Raw genomic sequence first — 18,950 nt, 5'->3', positions numbered from 1 at the left:
CGGATTGCGATGAGTGGCACACTGTTCTGCTTCGGGCTGGGCTTCAGCGCCAAGGTGCTAGCCGCGCGGCTGCATGCCGAAGGCTGGGGTGTGATCGGCACCAGCCGCAGTCTGGAAAAAGCGGCCAATCTCGCCGCTCTGGGTTATGACAGCCATGTTTTCGACGGCACTGCGCCGCTCAGCGATCCAGCCGTGCTGGCGCCAGCCACGCATATGCTGATCTCGGTGCCGGCCGAGGAAGAAGCCGATGCCGTGCTGCGCTGGCACAGCGCGCATATTGCGCAGCTGCCAAACCTGAAATGGCTCGGCTATCTCTCCACCACCGGGGTCTATGGCGACCGGAAAGGCGAATGGGTGGATGAGGCCACGCCGATCCATCCGACCCAGGGGCGCAGCAGGCGCCGGGCTGAAGCCGAGGCCGGCTGGCTGAGACTGCAGGCCGAGCATGGTGTGCCGGTGCATGTGTTCCGGCTCGCCGGTATTTACGGCCCGGGCCGCAACCAGCTGGAAGGCGTCAAACGCGGCACGGCGCATCGCATCAACAAGCCGGGCCAGGTCTTCTGCCGCATCCATGTCGCGGATATCGCCAGTGTGCTGCAGGCCTCGATGGCGCGCCCCAATCCGGGCGCGATCTATAACCTGGCCGATGACGAGCCGGCGCCGCCGCAGGATGTGGTGGCCTATGCCGCCGAACTGCTGAAGCTGCCGGTGCCGCCGGAGATTCCCTTTGCCGCGGCCAATCTCTCACCGATGGCGGTGAGCTTCTATGCCGATAGCCGGCGTGTGCGCAACGACCGCATCAAGACCGAACTGGGCGTGACGCTGCAGTATCCGACCTATCGCGAAGGTTTGGCTGCGCTGCTGCCAACGGTCAGCGGCTGAGGCCCAGCACGGTTTCGGTCAGCAGGGCCAGATGCTGCGGTCTTGAGAGGCGATGGTCGCCATCGCGGATCAGCGTCAGCCGCGTATCGCCACCCTGGAAGGCCGCCACGGTTTTCACCGCATGCATATAGGGCACATCGGGGTCTTCCATGCCCTGCAGGATGCGCACCGGCCGGTCATAGGCGATGCCGGGCTTGAGGATCATGTGCTCGCGGCCCTCGGTGATCAGCTTCAGGGTATATTCATAGGGCTGGTCGGAATATTGCGACGGTTCGCGCAGGATGCCATCCCGCAGCAGCACGGCGCGCTGCTGCTCGCTCATGCCGGCCCACATCAGGTCTTCGGTGAAATCCAGCGCCGGCGCGATCAGCACCAGGCCGGCGGTGCGATCGGGCAGGGCGAGGGCGGCGAGCGTGGCGAGCCAGCCGCCCATGCTGGAGCCGACAATGATCTGTGGCCCGACACAGACCTCGCGCAGAACCGCCAGCGTGTCTTCTTTCCAGCGGCCGATGGTGCCATCGAGAAAGGCACCATCCGACTGGCCATGACCGAAATAGTCAAACCGCACAAAGCCCAGGCCCTGCTGCCGCCCTGCAGCCTCCAGCGCCATGGCCTTAGTGCCGGTCATGTCGGATTTGAAGCCGCCACAGAACAGGATGCCGGGTTTGTCGGTGCGCCTGGCGGCCGTGGCGCAATAGGCGAGGCGGGTGCCGTCGGGTCTGGACAGATACTGTGTTTCGCTCATCCGCTCTATCTAGCGCCTTCGGGGCGTGGTTTCCATGCTGCGGCCCGAAGGCGGGCGGTTTCCTGCTGGTCGGGCGGCAGCGTCGCCGCCAGGCTGACACGGGCACGTTCGGCTGGCGCGTAGTTGCGACGCGCCGCAATGGTGAACCAGGTCAGCGCCGCCACCTTGTCGATCGCCACGCCGCGGCCATCGCGCAGCAGGACGGCCAGGTTGTTCTGCGAGACCTCATGGCCAAGGTCGGCATTGCGCTGAAACAGCGCCGCGGCGCGCGCCTCGTCTTTCGGCACATAGCTGCCGGCCAGCAGGGCAAAGGCCACGTCAAAGCGGGAGACGATATCCTGCGTCGCTGTCGCGCGGTCCAGCATGGCCTGCATGCGGGCGGCATCGGGCGCCATGCCATAGCCCTTCCAGGCCGCTTCGGCGAGATAGAGCTGGGCGCGAACCGTCCCGGTGTTGGCAGCGGCCTGCAGGTCGGCCACGGCATCGCGCAGCACCGGCGCCGGGCTGGTTTTTGGCGGCGCGCGCGGGTTGATCTGGCGGCGCTTTTCCTCGATCAGGCCATCGGCCACGGTGAGCGCGGCCAGTCGCGACATGCCGGGCCGGATGCGCGGATCATACAGGCTGAGCAGCATCACCTGATCGGCCTCGGTCAGGTCGGCCACCGTGGTGTAATAGCTCAGCACCGAATGCAGGCTGTGCGGATGGTTCAGCAGGCCGAAGCTGTGCAGGATTTCATGCCGCACGCAGCGTTCGATATTGGGCGCAGCCAGATTGATCTGCAGGTTCACATGTTGGATATGGCCGCTGGTATTGTAATTGGGGCCGGCATAGCAGATCGCCTTGCGGTCGCCGAGATCGAAACTCGCGACATTGCGGAATCCCATGGTGTAGTTGGCCGGTTCCTGTGCACTGGCCGGGCGGGCCTCGATGCCGGCAATCGCTGCCTGCCGCTTCAGCGTGGCGATGGCAAGATTGACCAGGTCCGGTCTCGAGGTGAGCCCCTCGATCTTGTACAGGATCGGCTTCTGCCATTTCACGATCATGCCGGCGGGATTGTAGGTGCCGCCATGGGCGACATCCTCGCGGCTGGCCCAGAGCGCGCTGGCGTCGAAACCGCGCAGAATCTCTTCATGGGATGGGTTGGTATTGGGCGGGGTGCGGGCCGTAGTCGGGCCAAAACCGATGGCCAGCCACAGCAGGGCAGCCAGTGCAACGAGACTTGTTCGATGCTTTCCCAACCCAGTCACGCGTCTATCCGGCCTTCCGCATCCGTCGATGGCATTGGCTTATTTAGCGGCTTCCGTGGGCGGTTTCCATGCCGCGGCGCGCGCTCTGGCCGCCTCCTGCTGTTCCGGCGGCAGGCTTTCCGCCAGTTTCTGTCGGTTCCGCTCCGCCAGAGCATAATTGTCACGCGCGGCGATGGTGAACCACGCCAGGGCTGCGGCCTTGTCCATCTCGATACCCTTGCCGTCGCGCAGCAGCACAGCAAGATTGTTCTGCGAAGCCTGGTGCCCCAGCTCGGCATTCTGCCGATACAGGCGCGCGGCACGCGCTTCGTCCTTTGCGACATAGCGTCCTGATGCCAGGGCGTGGGCCAGATCAAACCGCGCCGGCAGTGTATCGATGGCCTCGGCCCGGTCGAGCAGCGCCTTCATGCGCCCGGTATCTTTTGCCATGCCATAACCGCGCCGTGCAGCCTCGGCCAGGTACAGCATGGCGCGCTGGCTACCGCCATCGGCGGCTTTTTCGAGATCAGCCACCACATCGCGCAGCACGGGTGCCGGATCGCTTTTCGGCGGTGCGGCCGGGTTGATCGCGCGGCGTTTCTCTTCGATCAGGCCATCGGCCAGGACCAGCGCGCCAAGCCGTGAGGTCGCGGGCTTCAGCCGCGCATCGTAAAGGCTGCGCAGCATCACTTCGTCAGGCTCAGTGAGGTCGTGGACGAAAGCATTCGTATAGTAGCTGAGCACCGAATGCAGGCGGTGTGGATGGTTGAACAGCCCGAAACCATGCAGAATTTCATGCACAATGCAGCGCTCGAGATTGGCCGCAGACAGGTTGATCTGCAATGTGGCGGATATCATGTGGCCGCTGACGTGATCGAACCGCGGTGTCATGTAGCAGCTTGCCTTGCAACCCGAGGACATCTCGAAGCGTTCGACATCGCGGAACATGATGGTGTAGTTGGCTTCATCGCCGGCGGCGGCCTCGCGCACTTCAACGCCAGCGATGCCGGCCTGGCGTTGCAGCGCGGCGATGGCAAAGGTGATCATTTCCGGCTTGAAGCGGAAACCGTCGATCCTGTAGAGGATCGGCTTCTGCCATTTCACGATCATCCCGACCGGATTGTAGGTAGCGCCATAGCCGAGATCCTCGCGGCTGGCCCAGAGCGCACTGGCATCGAAACCGCGCAGGATGTCTTCATGAGACGGGTTGCGTCCGGTGGTCTGGGCCAGAGCCGGGCCGAAGCCGAGCCCGAGCCCGAGCAGCACCGCCGCCGCCGCGGCCATCCGGGTCAGGCTTTTTACGTCCTGCATCGCGGTTTCTGTCCCCATGGATGCTGGCCCGCCTTGCCAGCGGTCCGGCTTTGCGCTACCCGGCATGCGGCCTATAGTGGTCCAACTCCCCGCCGTTTCAGCCGCGATGTCCGATAGCCCAATTTCTACCCTAGAGACACCCAGTTCGGGAAGACCACCCGCTGTCATGCAGGTGCTGCCCGCCCTGGTGACCGGCGGCGTCGAGCGCGGCACGGTGGATACCGCCAAGGCGCTCGCCAAGGCCGGCTGGGTTTCCTACGTGGTGTCTGAAGGCGGCCCGATGGTGCGTGAGCTCGAACGCGCCGGCGCCAAGCACATCACCCTGCCGGTGGCGAGCAAGAATCCGTTCAAGATCCGGCGCAATGCCGCACGGCTGGAAGAGCTGATCCGCAGCCTGCCGGTCGACCTGGTACATGTGCGCTCCCGCGCCCCGGCCTGGTCGGCGCGCCTGGCGGCGCAGCGCTGCGGCGTGCCGCTGGTCACCACCTTCCACAATGCCTACAAGTCGCATAGCTGGTTCAAGAAATTCTGGGCCGGCCCGATGTCCAAGGGCGATGTGGTGGTGGCGATTTCCGATTTCGTCGCCGATTACGCCAACAAGGCTTTCGGGGTGGCCCGCGCCCGGCTGGTGACGATCCCGCGCGGCACCGATCTCGCCAAATTCGATCCCACCCGCATCTATCCCGAACGCATGTCCAACCTGCAGCAGCAGTGGCGCCTGACCGATGGTCGCCCGGTGATCCTGCTGCCCGGCCGGCTGACGCGCTGGAAGGGCCATACGGTGCTGCTGCGGGCGCTGAAAATCCTGGCCGACCGCCATGGTGAGCAGGATTTCACCGCCGTGCTGCTGGGTTCCACCCAGGGCCGCGAAGGCTATCGCGCCGATCTGGAGGGCCTGATCGTGCAGCTCGGGCTGGATCGCAGCGTGCGCATGCCGGGCGATGGCAAGGATATGCCGGCGGCTTACATGCTGGCCGATGTGGTGGTTTCGGCCTCCACCTTCCCTGAAGGTTTCGGCCGTGTTGCCGTCGAAGCACAGGCGATGGGCAAGCCGGTGGTCGCCACTGATCATGGCGGCTCGCGTGAAACCGTGCTGCCGGGCGAAACCGGCTGGCTGGTGCCGCCGGGCGACGCCGAAGCCTTGGCCGATGCACTGGACGAAGCCCTGAAACTTACGCCGGAACGGCGCATGCAGATCGCCGAGCGGGCGCGCCGCCATGTGCAGGAGCATTTCACCGTGGATGCGATGTGCGAGGCCTATATCAAGGTCTACACGCGCCTGCTGTTCCCCGATCACAGCTGAAAAAGAAAATGGCCGGAGCATGAAGCCCCGGCCACGATCCCTTGCGATCCGCTGATGCTCAGCGCAACGGAATGGCGTACATCAGACCGCCTTTGGTCCACAGATCATTCAGGCCGCGCTCCAGCTTCACCGGGCTGCCCTTGCCCAGGTTGCGCTCAAAGCTCTCGCCGTAATTGCCGATCTGCTTGACGATCCAGTAGGCCCATTTCTCATCCAGGCCGAGCGCCTTGCCATAGCCCGGGGTGACACCGAGGAAGCGCTTGATCACCGGATCCTCGCTTTTCAGCATCTCGTCCACATTGGTTTGCGTGATGCCAAGCTCCTCGGCTTCCTTCAGCGCCAGCAGGGCCCATTTCACCACCTGGTACCACTGGTCATCGCCCTGGCGCACCATCGGGCCCAGCGGTTCCTTGGAGATGCGCTCGGGCAGAATGATGTAATCATCCGGCGGGCTGAGCGCGGTGACCCGCACGGCGGCGAGCTGCGAAGCATCGGTGGTGTAGACATCGCAGCGGCCGGAGCTGAAGGCGGCGATGTTCTCATCCACCTTCTCGATCACCACGGCCTTGAAGGTCATGTTCGACTTGCGGAAGTAATCCGATAGGTTCAGTTCTGTCGTGGTGCCGGGCTGCACGCAGATGGTCGATCCATTCAGCTCCTTGGCCGATTTCACGCCCAGCTTCTTGTTCACGATGAAGCCCTGGCCATCATAGAAATTCACGCCGGCTTCGCGCAGGCCCAGCGAGACATCGCGCAAGAGGGTCTGGGTCACGTTGCGGGTCAGCACGTCGATCTCGCCCGACTGCAGGGCGACAAAGCGCTGCTGCGCCGTCAGGGCGGTGTATTTGATCTTGCTGGAATCGCCGAACATGGCCGCCGCTACCGCGCGGCACATGTCGACATCGATGCCGGTCCACAGGCCCTGGCTGTTCGGGGCCGAGAAGCCGGCAACGCTGCCGTTGACGCCGCATTGCACGAAACCCTTGGCCTTGACGGCATCGAAGGTGGTGCCGGCGATGGCCGGTGCGGCCAGCCCGGCCAGGGTCAGACCGCCAACGGCAAGTCCGGCAAGAATGGTTCGGATACGCATGGATAAAGCCCCCTGTTGAACGACGCCCTGTGGACGACGGTTGACCCGTCCGGTTATGCGAAGCCCATGCCAGCATATTCCCGGTCCCGGACCCAGCAGATTCGATCACGCCAGCCGGGGTCGGCCCCGCGCTGCTGCCGAAAGCGGCAGGCGTTGCGTCGCGCTGCCCTGAATCGGGCCGGGGCGGCAGCCGGAACGGCCCGGGGCCGGCTTGACAGGGGGGCCGTGGCGGCTAGGCTGCGCCCCCTTGGAGGTCCGCTAAATCATGTCCAGCTCAGCCCTTTCTGCCGCCGAAATCCGCGTCACCCTGCCTGATGGCAGTGTGCGAACTTACGCGGCCGGCAGCACCGGGGCCGATGTGGCCGCCAGCATTGGCGCCGGCCTGGCCAAGGCGGCGCTCGCCATCCGCCTGGATGGCGTGCTGAAGGATCTCAAGACGCCGATCAAGAGCGACGCCAAGCTCGAGATCGTGACCATGAAGGACAAGAACGAGGCCGAGCTGCTCGAGCTGATCCGCCATGACGGCGCCCATGTGATGGCGCAGGCGGTGCAGGAGCTGTTCCCCGGCACGCAGATCACCTTCGGCCCGGCCACCGAGGACGGTTTCTATTACGATTTCGTGCGCGACGAGCCCTTCACACCGGAAGATTTCGGCAAGATCGAGCAGCGCATGGCCGAGATCGTCAAACGCGACCTGCCGATCGAGCGCGAGGAATGGGCGCCGGAAAAGGCGGTCGAGTATTTCAAGTCGATCGGCGAGACTTACAAGGCCGAGTGGGTCGCCGAGATCGCCAAGCGTGGCGAGGCGATCTCGATCTATCGCCAGGGCGACAGCTGGCTCGACCTCTGCATGGGCCCGCATCTGCCCTCCACCGGCAAGCTGCCGCCGGTGTTCAAGGTGATGAAGGTGTCGGGTGCCTACTGGCGCGGCGATGCCAAGAACCGCCAGCTGCAGCGCGTCTATGCCACCGCCTGGCGCGACCAGAAGGAACTCGATGCGTATCTGAAGCGCCTGGAAGAAGCCGAGAAGCGCGACCATCGCCGGCTCGGCAAGGAAATGGGCCTCTTCCATCAGCAGGAAGAGGCCGCCGGCATGGTGTTCTGGCACCCCAAGGGCTGGACGCTGTACCGGACTCTGGAACGCTACATGCGCCAGCGCCTGGAAAAGGCCAAGTATGTGGAAGTGAAGACGCCGCAGCTGGTCGACCGCAAGCTGTGGGAAGCCTCGGGCCACTGGGAGAAGTTCCGCGAGAGCATGTATATCGCGGAAAACGAAGAGGGCATCCGCGACTTCGCTGCCAATCCCGACGAGCGCATCTTCGCGCTGAAGCCGATGAACTGCCCCTGCCATGTGCAGATCTTCAACCAGGGCCTCAAGAGCTATCGCGACCTGCCGCTGCGCATGGCCGAGTTCGGCTCCTGCCACCGCTTCGAGCCGGGCGGTGCGCTGCACGGCATCATGCGCGTGCGCAACTTCACCCAGGATGATGCACATATCTTCTGCACCGAGGACCAGATCATCTCGGAGAGCAAGATTTTCTGCGACCTGCTGCAGAGCATCTACAAGGATATGGGCTTTGCCGAGATCAAGGTGAAGTTCTCCGACCGTCCGGCTAAGCGCGCCGGCACGGATGAAACCTGGGATCGCGCCGAAACCGCGCTGAAGGAAGCCTGTGTCGCATCGGGCCTGGAATACACGCTCAATCCCGGTGAAGGCGCCTTCTATGGCCCGAAACTGGAATTCGTGCTGCGCGACACCATTGGCCGCGACTGGCAGTGCGGCACCCTGCAGGTTGACTTCGTGCTGCCCGAGCGGCTGGGTGCAGATTATGTCGGCGCCGATGGCGCCAGGCATCGCCCGGTGATGCTACATCGCGCGATCCTCGGCAGCTTTGAGCGTTTCATCGGTATCCTGCTGGAGCAGTATGCCGGCCGCCTGCCGCTGTGGATGGCGCCGCTGCAGGCTGTCGTCGCGCCGATCGTGTCAGACTGTGATGAATACGCGCAGAGCGTCGCCGATCAGCTCGATGCTGCCGGCATGCGTGTCGATACCGACCTGCGCAACGAGAAGATCAACTACAAGATCCGCGAACTCAGCCTGGCCAAGGTGCCGGTCATCCTGGTGGTGGGCAAAAAGGAAGCGGAGCAGGGTACCGTCACCCTGCGGCGCCTGGGATCGGAGCAGCAGGAAACCATTGCTTTGGCCGAGGCGATTGCTAAATTGTCCGCCGAGGCCCGGATGCCCGGCTGACCCCCGTGGGATCAAACCGTCCAATTCGCCTTAACCTACTGATTTTGTTGCAACTGCTTTAGGAGCGCGTCATAGCCCGTCCCCCGTTCAATGCCCCGCCGACGCCGAAAACCGATGGCCCGCGGGTTAATTTCGAGATTGATGTCCCGAACGTCCGCCTGATTGACGCCGTTGGCGAAAATCGTGGCGTGGTTTCCATCCGTGAAGCCCTGCGCCTGGCTGAAGAAGCCGGCCTCGATCTCTGCGAAATTTCGCCCACCGCCGACCCGCCCGTCGCCAAGATTCTCGATTATGGCAAGTACAAGTACGAGGCGCAGAAGAAGGCCGCCGAGGCACGCAAGAAGCAGAAGGTCATCGAGATCAAGGAAATCAAGCTGCGTCCGATGATCGACACGCATGACTATGACGTGAAGATGCGGGCGATGCAGCGCTTCCTCGAAGAAGGCGACAAGGTCAAGGTGACCCTGCGCTTCCGTGGCCGCGAAATGGCGCACCAGGAATTGGGCATGAAGCTGCTCGACCGCGTGCGCGACGATCTTGGCGACAAGGCCAAGATGGAACAGACGCCCAAGATGGAAGGGCGACAGATGACGATGGTTATGGCCCCGAAATAACCCGGGGCTCTGCCATGGCGCCGATGCAAGTCGGCGCCATTTCTGTATCTGCAGCACAACAAAAAATCAGATGTCTAAGGGAGTCGTGCGATGTCGGCAGTCACTGTGAAGGCGATGGTGTGCAAGGCCTGGGGCGGACCGGAGAGCCTGGTGCTCGATGATCTGTCGTTGCCGGCGCTCGGCCCCAAGGAGGTGCGCATCCGCGTGCATGCCGCGGGTCTGAACTTCCCCGACACCCTTATGATCGCCGGCAAATACCAGTTCAAGCCGAGCTTCCCGTTCGCACCCGGCATGGAATGCGCGGGTGAGATCGCTGCCGTAGGTGAAAAGGTCGCCGATCTGAAAGTGGGCGACCGCGTCATGGCCACCACCGGCAGCGGCAGCTTCGGCGAGCAGGTGAACTGCCCGGCCAGCAATGTGTTCAAGATTCCAGCCTCAATGCCTTACGAGATTGCGGCCGGTTTCCCGATCACGTACGGCACCACCTATCACGCGCTGGTCGACCGTGGTCGCATCAAGAAGGGCGAGGTTCTGCTGGTGCATGGCGCTGCCGGCGGCGTCGGCCTCAATGCTGTCGAACTGGGTCGTGAACTCGGCGCCACCGTGATCGGCACCGTGGGGTCCGATGAAAAGGCCGCCATCGTGAAAGAGTATGGCGCTTCTCATGTGATCAATTACTCGACGGAAAGCATCAAGGACCGCGTCAAAGAACTTACCGGCGGCAATGGCTCCGATGTCATCTATGACGCCGTCGGTGGCGATGCCTTCGATCAGAGCTTGCGTTGCATCAACTGGGATGGCCGCCTGCTGGTGATCGGCTTCGCCTCGGGGCGCATTCCGGAAGCACCGGCCAATCTGGCACTGATCAAGGGTTGCAGCATTGTCGGTGTCTTCTGGGGCGCCTTTGCCGCGCGCGAACCGGAAAAGAACCGCGCCAATTTTGCCGCCCTGCTGGCGTTGTATGAACATGGCAAGCTGAAGCCGCATGTCTCCGGCACTTTTGCGCTCGACCAGGTGCCGCAGGCGATGCAGGCCCTGCTGTCGCGCAAGACCACGGGCAAGGTGGTCATCAAGGTCTCGTGACAGATCCGGTTCAGCAGCAATACGAAGCCTATCCCTATCCGGCCCGCGATCCGGCCGACGAGGCACGCCGGCTAATCACCGGCAGCCCGAGCTTCCTGCCCGAGCTTAATCATTATGTTTTTGGCGGCCGGCGCGATTTCCATCACTCCATGCGGGTTCTGGTGGCCGGCGGCGGCACCGGCGACGGGCTGATCCATCTGGCACAATATCTCGCTGCCAGCGGCAGTCAGCATGAGGTGGTCTATCTCGACCTTTCCACCGCCTCACGCACCATTGCCGAAGCACGTGCCAAGGTGCGTGGTCTGACCAATATCCGCTTCCTCACCGGCTCGCTGCTCGATCTGCCGCAGCTGGCGCCAGGGCCTTACGACTACATCGACTGTTGCGGCGTGCTGCATCATCTGCCTGAACCTGCCGTGGGCCTCCAGGCGCTGATGGATCAGCTCAGCCCCCATGGCGGCATGGGGCTGATGGTCTACGGGCAATATGGCCGTGCCGGTGTCTATCCCATGCAGGCAGCGCTGCGGCAGCTGGTCGGTGGCGAACCGCCGCACCAGCAGGTGGCGCTGGCCAAAGCCCTGCTGGCCGAATTGCCAGACACCAACGAATTCCAGCGCAATCCTTTCCTGGTCGATCACAAGAACAATGATTCTGGCCTGTATGACCTGCTGCTGCACAGCCAGGATCGCGCCTATACGGTGCCGGAACTGCATGCGCTGATCGATGGCGCCGGCCTGCATATCGCGGCCTTTATCGAGCCCTGCTGCTACGATCCGCTCACTTATCTGAAGGACGATGCATTGCGCCGTCGCGCGGCAGCCCTGCCGCTGCCCGAGCAACAGGCGCTGGCCGAGCGGCTCTGCGGCTCGCTGAAGACCCATGTGATGTATGTGGTGCCGCAAGCCCGCGCCGCCGAGGCGGTGGCACAGCCGGCGCCTGATCTGGCGCCCTGGCTGAATGGTGTGCCGGCCAAGGCACTCGCGGAAACGCTAGGCCAGCGCGGCGAACTGGCGGTAGCTTTTGAATCCGCCCGGCTGGTCTTTACCGCACCGCCGCAGGCCGCCGAGATCGTGGCGCTGATTGACGGGCGCCGCACGCTCGGCGCCATGGCGCAGATGATGAATCTAGGCTGGGATGACTTTGCTGCGGCTTACGCGCCGGTGCACAGGATGCTGACCGGCGTGAATAAGCTGTTCCTGCGGCAGCCGTGACGGCGTCTTATTTCTTGTCGAGATCGGCCAGCCATTGTGGCAGCGGACCGGACAAGGCGTAGGTCTCCTGCGCCGTGATGCGGCCGTAATCCGTTTCCGACATCGAGTCCGGACGCTGTTCCAGAATGGTCAGGTCAGGGAAGCGTTTGGTGATCTGGTCCTTGCTTTCGGCATTCAGGATCGCCCAAAGGCCACCGGTGCCGAAGTCGTAAGCAACAAGAAAGCTCTTCATCCTAGGTGCCTTCCGTTTTTCTTCTGCCGGATCGCTGTGGCCGAGAGCGGATTGAGTTTGGACTTCAGCAGCAGGAAGGCCGGCGTGGCCTTGCCCGGCAGGGCAGAGGCATCATAGCGCGCCACGCGGTGCCGCGACAGCCATTGTCCGGCCGGACTTTGCATCGCCGTCAGGTTGAAGCCCGGACGATCCAGCACGGCGATCGGCATGGTCCGGGCGATGCCCTGCCAGTCGCGCCAGCGATGCAGTTGCGCCAGATTGTCGGCCCCCATGAGCCAGACAAAGCGGGCCTGCCGGTAATGCCGGTGCAGGGCCGCCAGGGTATCGGCCGTATACTGCGTGCCGAGCCGGGTCTCGACGGCGGTGACCCGGATGCACGGATGCGCCGCCACGGCCTGGGCCTGGGCCAACCGCTTGTCGAGCGGCGCCATACCGCGCACAGGCTTGAGCGGGTTCTGCGGGCTGACCAGCCACCAGACCTGATCCAGCTTCAGCCGGTGCAGCGCGGTCAGGCTGATTTCGCGATGGGCGGCATGGGCGGGGTTGAATGAGCCGCCGAGCAGGCCGATGCGCAGGCCGATGGATGAACCGAGGGGCGGAATCATGCGGGGCTTGGCTGCTCCGTCGTTATGGCCTGGACAGGCATCGTCAGGGCCGAATCTGCCCGTTGCCGTGCACGCGATATTTAAAGGTAGTGAGCTGTTCCACACCGACCGGGCCGCGCGCATGCATTTTGCCGGTGGCGATGCCGATCTCGGCGCCGAAACCGAACTCGCCGCCATCGGCGAACTGGGTGGACGCATTGTGCAGCAGAATGGCGCTGTCGAGCCGGTTCATGAAATCGGCCGCATGGGCGGTATCCTGCGTCAGGATCGCTTCCGTATGGCTGGAGCCATGGGTGGAGATATGTTCAATCGCGGCATCGAGATCATCCACCACGCGCACGGCGATGATGGCATCGAGATATTCGGTCGCCCAGTCGGCTTCGGTGGCGGGCTTCACGCGGGTATCAACCTTCTGCGCCTCGGCATCGCCGCGCACTTCGCAGCCGGCATCCAGCAGCATGGTGAGCAGCGGTTTGAGATGAGTGCCGATGGCGGCGCGCTCGACCAGCAGGGTCTCGGCGGCACCGCAGACACCGGTGCGACGCAGCTTGGCATTCAGCACGATCCGCTTCGCCATCTCGATCTCGGCACTGGCCTCGACATAGACATGGCAATTACCTTCCAGATGGGCAAAGACCGGTACGCGGCTCTCAGACTGCACGCGGGCCACCAGCGACTTGCCGCCACGCGGCACGATCACATCCAGCCAGGTCGCCGCCGTCAGCATGGCACCGACCATGGCGCGATCGGTCGTCGGTACCAGCTGGATCGCCTCGGCAGGAAGTCCGGCGGCCAGCAGGCCTTCGACCAGGCAGGCATGGATCGCGATGCTGGAGTGGAAGCTTTCCGATCCGCCGCGCAGGATGCAGGCGTTGCCGGCCTTGAGGCACAGACCGCCGGCATCGGCGGTCACATTCGGGCGGCTTTCGTAAATCACGCCGATCACGCCCAGCGGCGTGCGCACGCGCTCGAATTTCAGGCCATTGGGCTGCGTCCAGCTGGCGATCACACCGCCGACCGGATCAGGCAATCCCGCGATGTCTTCCAGGCCCTGCGCGATCGCGGCCACGCGCTTGCCGTCCAGCATCAGGCGGTCGAGTAGGGCGGCTGTCAGGCCCTTTGCCTTGCCGGCCGTCATATCCTGTGCGTTGGCGGCGACAATCGTCTGTTCACCGGCCCGCAACGCGGCAGCGGCAGCTTTCAAGGCGGCATTCTTCTGCGCGGTCGATGCGGTGCCGAGCATGCGCGCCGCAGACTTTGCCGCCGCGCCCATTTTGTTCATCAGGGCGGCGGAGTCGATCATGGCTGCTGTATCGACAATGGCGGCCATCTGATTAATAGAAGCCTGTGCGGTCATCGCAGCACCAGCTCGTCGCGGTGGATCATTTCATCGCGGCCACGGTAACCGAGAATTTCCTCGATGTCGCCGGATTTGTGCCCCTTGATACGGCGGGCATCCTCATCGGCATAGGCGGAAAGTCCAACCGCAATCTCGGTGCCATCGGTTGTGCAGACCCGCACCAGATCGCCGCGCTGGAAGCTGCCATCCACCTGGGTGACGCCAGCAGGCAGCAGCGACCGGCCCGAGCGCAGCGCCGTCACGGCCCCATCATCCAGGATCAGTGTGCCCTGCGGATTGAGATGGCCGGCGATCCACTGCTTGCGCGCGGCCGCCGGCGTGGAATGGGCATGGAACCAGGTGCAGCGCCCGCCATCACGCACAGCCTGCACCGGATGCATCTGCTTGCCGTTGGCGATTACCATGGCGCAGCCGGCGCCGACAGCAATCTTGGCCGCGACGATCTTGGTGATCATGCCGCCACGACCGAGACCGGAGCGCGATACACCGGCCATCGCCTCGATCTCGGGTGTGATTGCCTCGATCTCGGACAGGAACTTTGCATGGGGGGCAACACCGGGATCGGCGGTGTAGAGTCCGTCGATATCCGACAGCAGCACCAGACAATCGCCCGAGATCATCTGCGCGACGCGGGCGGCCAGACGGTCATTATCGCCGAAGCGGATTTCCGCCGTCGCCACCGTGTCGTTCTCGTTGACCACGGGCACAGTGCCAAGTTTGAGCAGCGTGTTCACCGTCTCGCGCGCATTCAGGTAATGCCGGCGCGATTCCGTGTCACCCAATGTCAGCAGCAGCTGGGCTGTTTTCAGATCATGCTTCGCCAGGGCGTCCTGCCAGGCCGAAGACAGCCTGATCTGGCCGGCGGCGGCGGCGGCCTGACTTTCTTCCAGCCGCAGCGCCTTGCCGTTCAGGCCGAGGATACGGCGACCCAGGGCGATGGCGCCCGAGGAAACGACCAGCACTTCCTTGCCATCAGTGCGCAGCTTGGCGATGTCTTCGACCAGCGCGGTCAGCCAGGCATCGCGCAGCGTGTTCTTCTCGGCATCGACCAGCAGCGACGAGCCGACCTTGATGACAATGCGTTTTGATGTCTCGAGGCGGTTACGCATCACCGGTCTCGACTTCGCCAACTTCCACTCCTGCGGCCGCCTTCTCGGCGGCGCGGGCTTCGGCGATGATGGCAAACAGCTGCGTGGAAACCGCATCGACGCCCTCGCCGGTGACGCCCGACAGCGCCAGAACCGGGCGCTTGGCCGCGCGTTTCAGCTTGGCCATTTTCTCTTTCAGCTCATCGGCCGGAATCGCATCGATCTTGTTCAGACCAATGATCTCCAGCTTCTTGTCCAGCCCGCCGCCATAGGCTTTCAGTTCCTTGCGCACCAGCTTCCAGTCCTTGACCGGATCTTCGGCGGTGCCATCCAGCAGATGCAGGATCACGGCGCAGCGCTCGACATGACCGAGGAAGCGATGGCCGAGGCCAGCGCCTTCGGCCGCGCCCTCGATCAGGCCGGGCAGATCGGCCAGCACGAATTCCTTGTCATTGGCTTTCACCACGCCGAGCTGCGGCTTCAGCGTGGTGAAGGGATAGTCGGCGATCTTGGGCTTGGCGCGCGACACCCGACTGAGGAAGGTGGACTTGCCGGCATTGGGCAGGCCGACCAGACCGGCATCGGCGATCAGCTTCAGCCGCAGCCAGATCCATTTTTCCTCGCCCGGCCAGCCGGGATCGGCGCGGCGCGGCGCGCGATTGGTGGCGGATTTGAAATGCTCGTTGCCGAAGCCGCCATCGCCGCCCTTGCACAGCAATACGCGCTGGCCGATCTCGGTCAGGTCGGCGATCAGCGTCTCGTTATCTTCGGCGAGGATCTGCGTGCCCTTCGGCACTTTCAGGATCACGTCCTCGGAATTGGCGCCCGAGCGCTGGCGGCCCGAGCCATGGCCGCCGCGGGCAGCGCGGAAATGCTGCTGGTAGCGATAGTCGATCAGCGTGTTGAGTCCGTCGACGCATTCGGCCCAGACATCGCCGCCCTTGCCGCCGTTGCCGCCATCGGGCCCGCCGTATTCGATGAACTTCTCACGGCGGAAGCTGACGGAACCGGGTCCGCCCTGTCCGCTTTCAACAAAGACCTTGGCCTGATCGAGAAATTTCATTGCAGTTCACTGTGGTGCGGAAACGAAAAAGGGGAATGGCCTGCGCCATTCCCCTTGATCGATTGTGATGCTTGCGGGAAAGGCGCGTGTGATCACGCCTCCGGCGGCAACACCGAAACATACGAGCGGCTGCCCTTGCCCTCGTGGAACTTCACCTTGCCATCGGCGGTGGCGAACAGGGTGTGATCCTTGCCCATGCCGACGTTCTTGCCGGCATGCACCTTGGTGCCACGCTGGCGGACGATGATGTTGCCGGCGACGACAGCTTCGCTGCCGTACTTCTTGACGCCGAGGCGCTTGGACTCGGAGTCGCGACCGTTGCGCGAAGAGCCGCCAGCTTTTTTATGTGCCATGGAACTGTCTCCTTAAATTCTGTCTGCGCGGCGCTTAGGCGGCGATCTCGAGGATCTTCACCGCGGTGTAGCGCTGGCGATGACCGTTCTTGCGACGCGAATTCTGCCGGCGGCGCTTCTTGAAGATGATCAGCTTCGGACCGCGGGTCAGACCCACCACTTCAGCCTTCACCTTGGCGCCTTCGACGGCCTTGCCCAGCTTGACGTCGCCGCCATTGCCGATGGCCAGAACCTGGCCGAATTCGATCTTGTCGCCCGCTTCGCCGGCGACCAGTTCGACCTCGAGCACGTCGCCCGCCGCCACCTTATACTGCTTACCGCCGGTCTTGATTACTGCGAACATGTTGATATTCCATAAGAAAGCGGCAGCGCCAGCCGTCCGGCGCCGCCTGAATTCGAGGGGCGCACTATAGCCGGGGCTAAGGGGCTGTCAACCCCGGATTCGGGGCAGGTTTTGCGGCGGTTTGGCGCGGCGCTCCCGCCGCCAGTCCCAGGCCGGCTCGGCCTGGACCGACGGGGCCCAGACGCCGTTCCTTAAGATCTGGGCTTCCCACTCCGCGGCCTCATAATCCCGGCTATAGGCCAGATAGGCCCAGGCCAGCCCCGCCCGCACCATGGCCCGGTTCAGGTCGGTGTCGCCGGCATGGCAGACCGCCACCACCCGGCCATAGCGGTCGCGATCCTTCTCGGTGCAGGTCACCACCCGGCCACGGATCAGGCGGCGCAGGTAGCCCGCCGCCTCCTGGCCACATAGCCAGTCTATGCCATCCCTCTGGCAATGCTGGGCTTTTTCCGGGGCATCGATGCCATGCAGGCGGTAATTCACCCCGGCGATCTTCAGTGTATCGCCATCCAGAACGGTCACCGCGCCGGCCTGGGCCCCCGTCTGGGCACTGGCCGGGCCGGCCAGCAGGATCAGGAGGAACAGGAAGGCGCCTTGGCGAATCGCATACCATGTCATGCACCGGGCATAGCATACGTCATTATGCAAACGGCAGTGGTTATGCCGGCCCTGTCATAAAACCGTCCCTGCCCCGGCAGGCGAAAATCTGCTATCCGGGCCGCCATGCTTGCATCTCAGCACGCGACCTACCGCCGGCGTCTGCTGGTGATCTACAACCCGACCGCCGGCGCCGGCCAGCTGGGTCGGCGCAAGCGTGCCCGGCTGGAGGCCTATCTCGACCTGCTGGAGGATTCCGGCTGCGCGGTGGAATTCCGCCCGACGACAAAGCGCGGCGATGCCGAAGCTTTTGCCGCCGAGGGCGCGGCTGAGAAATACGATGCCGTGGTGGCGGCCGGCGGCGACGGCACGATCGGCGAGGTCGCCAACGGCCTGCCGCAGCACAGCGCCCCGCTCGGCATCTTTCCGCTCGGCACCGCCAATGTGTTGGCGATGGAAATCGGCCTGCCGCTCGATCCGCCCGCAGTCATGCAGGCGGTGCTGCATGGACCGCAGGTGCAAATCTGGCCGGGCTTCGTCAATGATCGCCTGTTCACCATCATGGCCGGTGTCGGCTTCGATGCCCATGTGGTGGCCGATCTGCCGCCGCAACTGAAGCGCTGGCTTGGCAAGGGCGCCTATGTGATCGAAAGCCTGCGCCAGCTTGTTGATTACAAAGTGCCGCGCTACCGCGTCAGCATCGATGGCAAAGAGTATGACTGCGCTTCGGCGGTGATCGCCAAGGGGCATTTCTACGGCGGCAAGTTTATCTGCGCGCCCCATGCGCGGCTTGACGATCCGGCCTTCGAGGTCTGCCTGTTCAAGATGGGCGGTCGCGTCGGCGCGCTGCGCGCCACTGTTGCCCTGGCGCTCGGATTGCTGCCGAAATTGCCGGAGATTGAGCTTGTGCGTGGCCGCGAGGTTGCGATTGCAGGCGCGGAGCTTGAGCCCGTGCAGGCCGATGGCGATATCGCAGCAAGACTGCCGGCGCAGATCAGGATCGGTGCGCGCGCCATTCCGCTGATCGTACCAAAGGATAGCGCGCTGGCGGCGACGGCACTGCGTAGCGCTGCGGAGTAAACGTCGCTTCAGGCCTTCGACAGGTCGCCCGGCAGGCGCTTGTACCGCACGCCGGCGCCGCGTTCGATCGCGGCGGCATGCAGGCGCTCGACGCGCAGCTCATGCCGCAGCATTTCCAGCCAGCGCAGCTCTTCCTGCCGGCCATGGCCATCGACGGCGACGATATCGCAGGCCAGTGCGTAAGCCGTCTCGCACCAGTCGGTCGGCAGCGCCTCTTTCACCAGGCCAAGGGCTGCATCAACACCATCATCCTGGTCCAGCAGCGCGACGCAGTCGCCCACCGCCACCTGCATGGCATCCAGGCCATAGCCGCGGAAGATCGGCAAATGCCGCACGGCCACGTCGATAGCCGACACTTCGGTGTCTTTCAGTTTTCCATCCGCCACGGCAGCGATCACCATGGCATAGATCAGGGCATTCTGGGGCGTGATGGTCGACATGAGCGGTTGAGCCTTCGGGGCAGAACGTGATGGGATAGGGCGGGAGGACGGGCAAACTGGCTAGTGGCAGACT

General features: G+C 64.0%; 20 protein-coding genes. 7 read left to right on the top strand and 13 right to left on the bottom strand.

Features of this window, described 5'->3' with window-relative positions:
* Window positions 1-9: 9 nt before the first annotated feature.
* The gene (locus AAG821_RS03675; protein WP_341910150.1) at window positions 10-882 is read left to right on the top strand and encodes an SDR family oxidoreductase; all 873 of its coding nucleotides are present in this window, start codon (window positions 10-12) and stop codon (window positions 880-882) included.
* Here AAG821_RS03675 and AAG821_RS03670 read toward each other — a convergent pair.
* From AAG821_RS03670 to AAG821_RS03660, 3 genes are read right to left on the bottom strand one after another with little or no spacing between them, the layout of a single operon-like run.
* Window positions 872-1,627 (bottom strand): alpha/beta hydrolase, encoded by a 756-nt coding sequence (locus tag AAG821_RS03670; RefSeq protein ID WP_341910151.1) that lies wholly within the window; start codon window positions 1,625-1,627, stop codon window positions 872-874. The two genes, AAG821_RS03675 and AAG821_RS03670, sit on opposite strands and share 11 nt — an antisense overlap.
* Before the next feature lie 5 nt (window positions 1,628-1,632).
* Window positions 1,633-2,874 carry a DUF2927 domain-containing protein gene (locus AAG821_RS03665; RefSeq protein WP_341910153.1) on the bottom strand — a complete coding sequence of 414 codons (1,242 nt, stop codon included), beginning with the start codon at window positions 2,872-2,874 and terminating at the stop codon, window positions 1,633-1,635.
* 39 nt (window positions 2,875-2,913) lie between these two features.
* A complete protein-coding gene (locus AAG821_RS03660; protein WP_341910155.1) occupies window positions 2,914-4,164 on the bottom strand; it encodes a DUF2927 domain-containing protein in 1,251 nt (416 codons plus the stop codon).
* Between the two features lie 166 nt (window positions 4,165-4,330).
* On the opposite strand from AAG821_RS03660, the gene AAG821_RS03655 reads away from it, so the two are divergent.
* A complete protein-coding gene (locus AAG821_RS03655; RefSeq protein ID WP_341910157.1) occupies window positions 4,331-5,467 on the top strand; it encodes a glycosyltransferase family 4 protein in 1,137 nt (378 codons plus the stop codon).
* 58 nt (window positions 5,468-5,525) lie between these two features.
* Here AAG821_RS03655 and AAG821_RS03650 read toward each other — a convergent pair whose 3' ends face one another.
* A complete protein-coding gene (locus AAG821_RS03650; protein ID WP_341910159.1) occupies window positions 5,526-6,557 on the bottom strand; it encodes an amino acid ABC transporter substrate-binding protein in 1,032 nt (343 codons plus the stop codon).
* A 265-nt stretch (window positions 6,558-6,822) separates the two neighbouring features.
* Between AAG821_RS03650 and thrS the strand changes: the two genes are divergently transcribed.
* The 4 genes from thrS (at window position 6,823) to AAG821_RS03630 (ending at window position 11,716) form a co-directional block, all read left to right on the top strand.
* Entirely contained in the window at window positions 6,823-8,808 is a 1,986-nt protein-coding gene (gene thrS, locus AAG821_RS03645) for a threonine--tRNA ligase (RefSeq protein WP_341910162.1), read from the top strand.
* Between the two features lie 71 nt (window positions 8,809-8,879).
* Window positions 8,880-9,422 (top strand): translation initiation factor IF-3, encoded by a 543-nt coding sequence (infC, locus tag AAG821_RS03640; protein ID WP_341896672.1) that lies wholly within the window; start codon window positions 8,880-8,882, stop codon window positions 9,420-9,422.
* A gap of 90 nt (window positions 9,423-9,512) precedes the next feature.
* The gene (locus tag AAG821_RS03635) at window positions 9,513-10,505 is read left to right on the top strand and encodes an NADPH:quinone oxidoreductase family protein (protein ID WP_341910163.1); all 993 of its coding nucleotides are present in this window, start codon (window positions 9,513-9,515) and stop codon (window positions 10,503-10,505) included.
* A complete protein-coding gene (locus tag AAG821_RS03630) occupies window positions 10,502-11,716 on the top strand; it encodes a class I SAM-dependent methyltransferase (RefSeq protein WP_341910165.1) in 1,215 nt (404 codons plus the stop codon). The genes AAG821_RS03635 and AAG821_RS03630 overlap by 4 nt, the downstream gene beginning before the upstream one ends.
* A 7-nt stretch (window positions 11,717-11,723) precedes the next feature.
* Here AAG821_RS03630 and AAG821_RS03625 read toward each other — a convergent pair whose 3' ends face one another.
* From AAG821_RS03625 to AAG821_RS03590, 8 genes are all read right to left on the bottom strand, one after another.
* Window positions 11,724-11,948: a hypothetical protein gene (locus AAG821_RS03625; RefSeq protein WP_341910167.1), complete on the bottom strand. Its 225-nt coding sequence runs from the start codon at window positions 11,946-11,948 to the stop codon at window positions 11,724-11,726.
* Window positions 11,945-12,553 (bottom strand): nicotinate-nucleotide adenylyltransferase, encoded by a 609-nt coding sequence (locus AAG821_RS03620; RefSeq protein WP_341910169.1) that lies wholly within the window; start codon window positions 12,551-12,553, stop codon window positions 11,945-11,947. The genes AAG821_RS03625 and AAG821_RS03620 overlap by 4 nt, the downstream gene beginning before the upstream one ends.
* Before the next feature lie 43 nt (window positions 12,554-12,596).
* The gene (locus tag AAG821_RS03615) at window positions 12,597-13,883 is read right to left on the bottom strand and encodes a glutamate-5-semialdehyde dehydrogenase (RefSeq protein ID WP_341910171.1); all 1,287 of its coding nucleotides are present in this window, start codon (window positions 13,881-13,883) and stop codon (window positions 12,597-12,599) included.
* Between the two features lie 23 nt (window positions 13,884-13,906).
* Window positions 13,907-15,022 (bottom strand): glutamate 5-kinase, encoded by a 1,116-nt coding sequence (gene proB / locus AAG821_RS03610; RefSeq protein ID WP_341910173.1) that lies wholly within the window; start codon window positions 15,020-15,022, stop codon window positions 13,907-13,909.
* Window positions 15,015-16,064, bottom strand: a complete 1,050-nt coding sequence (gene obgE / locus AAG821_RS03605; protein ID WP_341910175.1) for a GTPase ObgE — start codon at window positions 16,062-16,064, stop codon at window positions 15,015-15,017. Before obgE ends, proB begins: the two co-directional genes overlap by 8 nt.
* 92 nt (window positions 16,065-16,156) lie before the next feature.
* Window positions 16,157-16,417 (bottom strand): 50S ribosomal protein L27, encoded by a 261-nt coding sequence (gene rpmA / locus AAG821_RS03600; protein ID WP_297687143.1) that lies wholly within the window; start codon window positions 16,415-16,417, stop codon window positions 16,157-16,159.
* A 34-nt stretch (window positions 16,418-16,451) separates the two neighbouring features.
* On the bottom strand, window positions 16,452-16,760 hold the full coding sequence (rplU, locus tag AAG821_RS03595) for a 50S ribosomal protein L21 (RefSeq protein ID WP_341910176.1): 309 nt from the start codon (window positions 16,758-16,760) through the stop codon (window positions 16,452-16,454).
* An 87-nt stretch (window positions 16,761-16,847) separates the two neighbouring features.
* Window positions 16,848-17,378: a thermonuclease family protein gene (locus tag AAG821_RS03590; protein WP_341910178.1), complete on the bottom strand. Its 531-nt coding sequence runs from the start codon at window positions 17,376-17,378 to the stop codon at window positions 16,848-16,850.
* Window positions 17,379-17,483: 105 nt separating this feature from the next.
* Between AAG821_RS03590 and AAG821_RS03585 the strand changes: the two genes are divergently transcribed.
* A complete protein-coding gene (locus AAG821_RS03585; protein ID WP_341910180.1) occupies window positions 17,484-18,437 on the top strand; it encodes a diacylglycerol kinase family protein in 954 nt (317 codons plus the stop codon).
* An 8-nt stretch (window positions 18,438-18,445) separates the two neighbouring features.
* On the opposite strand, the gene AAG821_RS03580 is transcribed toward AAG821_RS03585, so the two are convergent.
* Window positions 18,446-18,877, bottom strand: a complete 432-nt coding sequence (locus tag AAG821_RS03580) for a tellurite resistance TerB family protein (protein ID WP_341910182.1) — start codon at window positions 18,875-18,877, stop codon at window positions 18,446-18,448.
* Between the last annotated feature and the right edge of the window lie 73 nt (window positions 18,878-18,950).

Origin of the sequence: Ferrovibrio terrae (assembly GCF_943372915.1) — a bacterium.
Classification (GTDB): domain Bacteria; phylum Pseudomonadota; class Alphaproteobacteria; order Ferrovibrionales; family Ferrovibrionaceae; genus Ferrovibrio; species Ferrovibrio terrae_A.
Note: the sequence above shows the minus strand (reverse complement) of the source record. Positions and strands in the feature narration are given on the sequence as shown.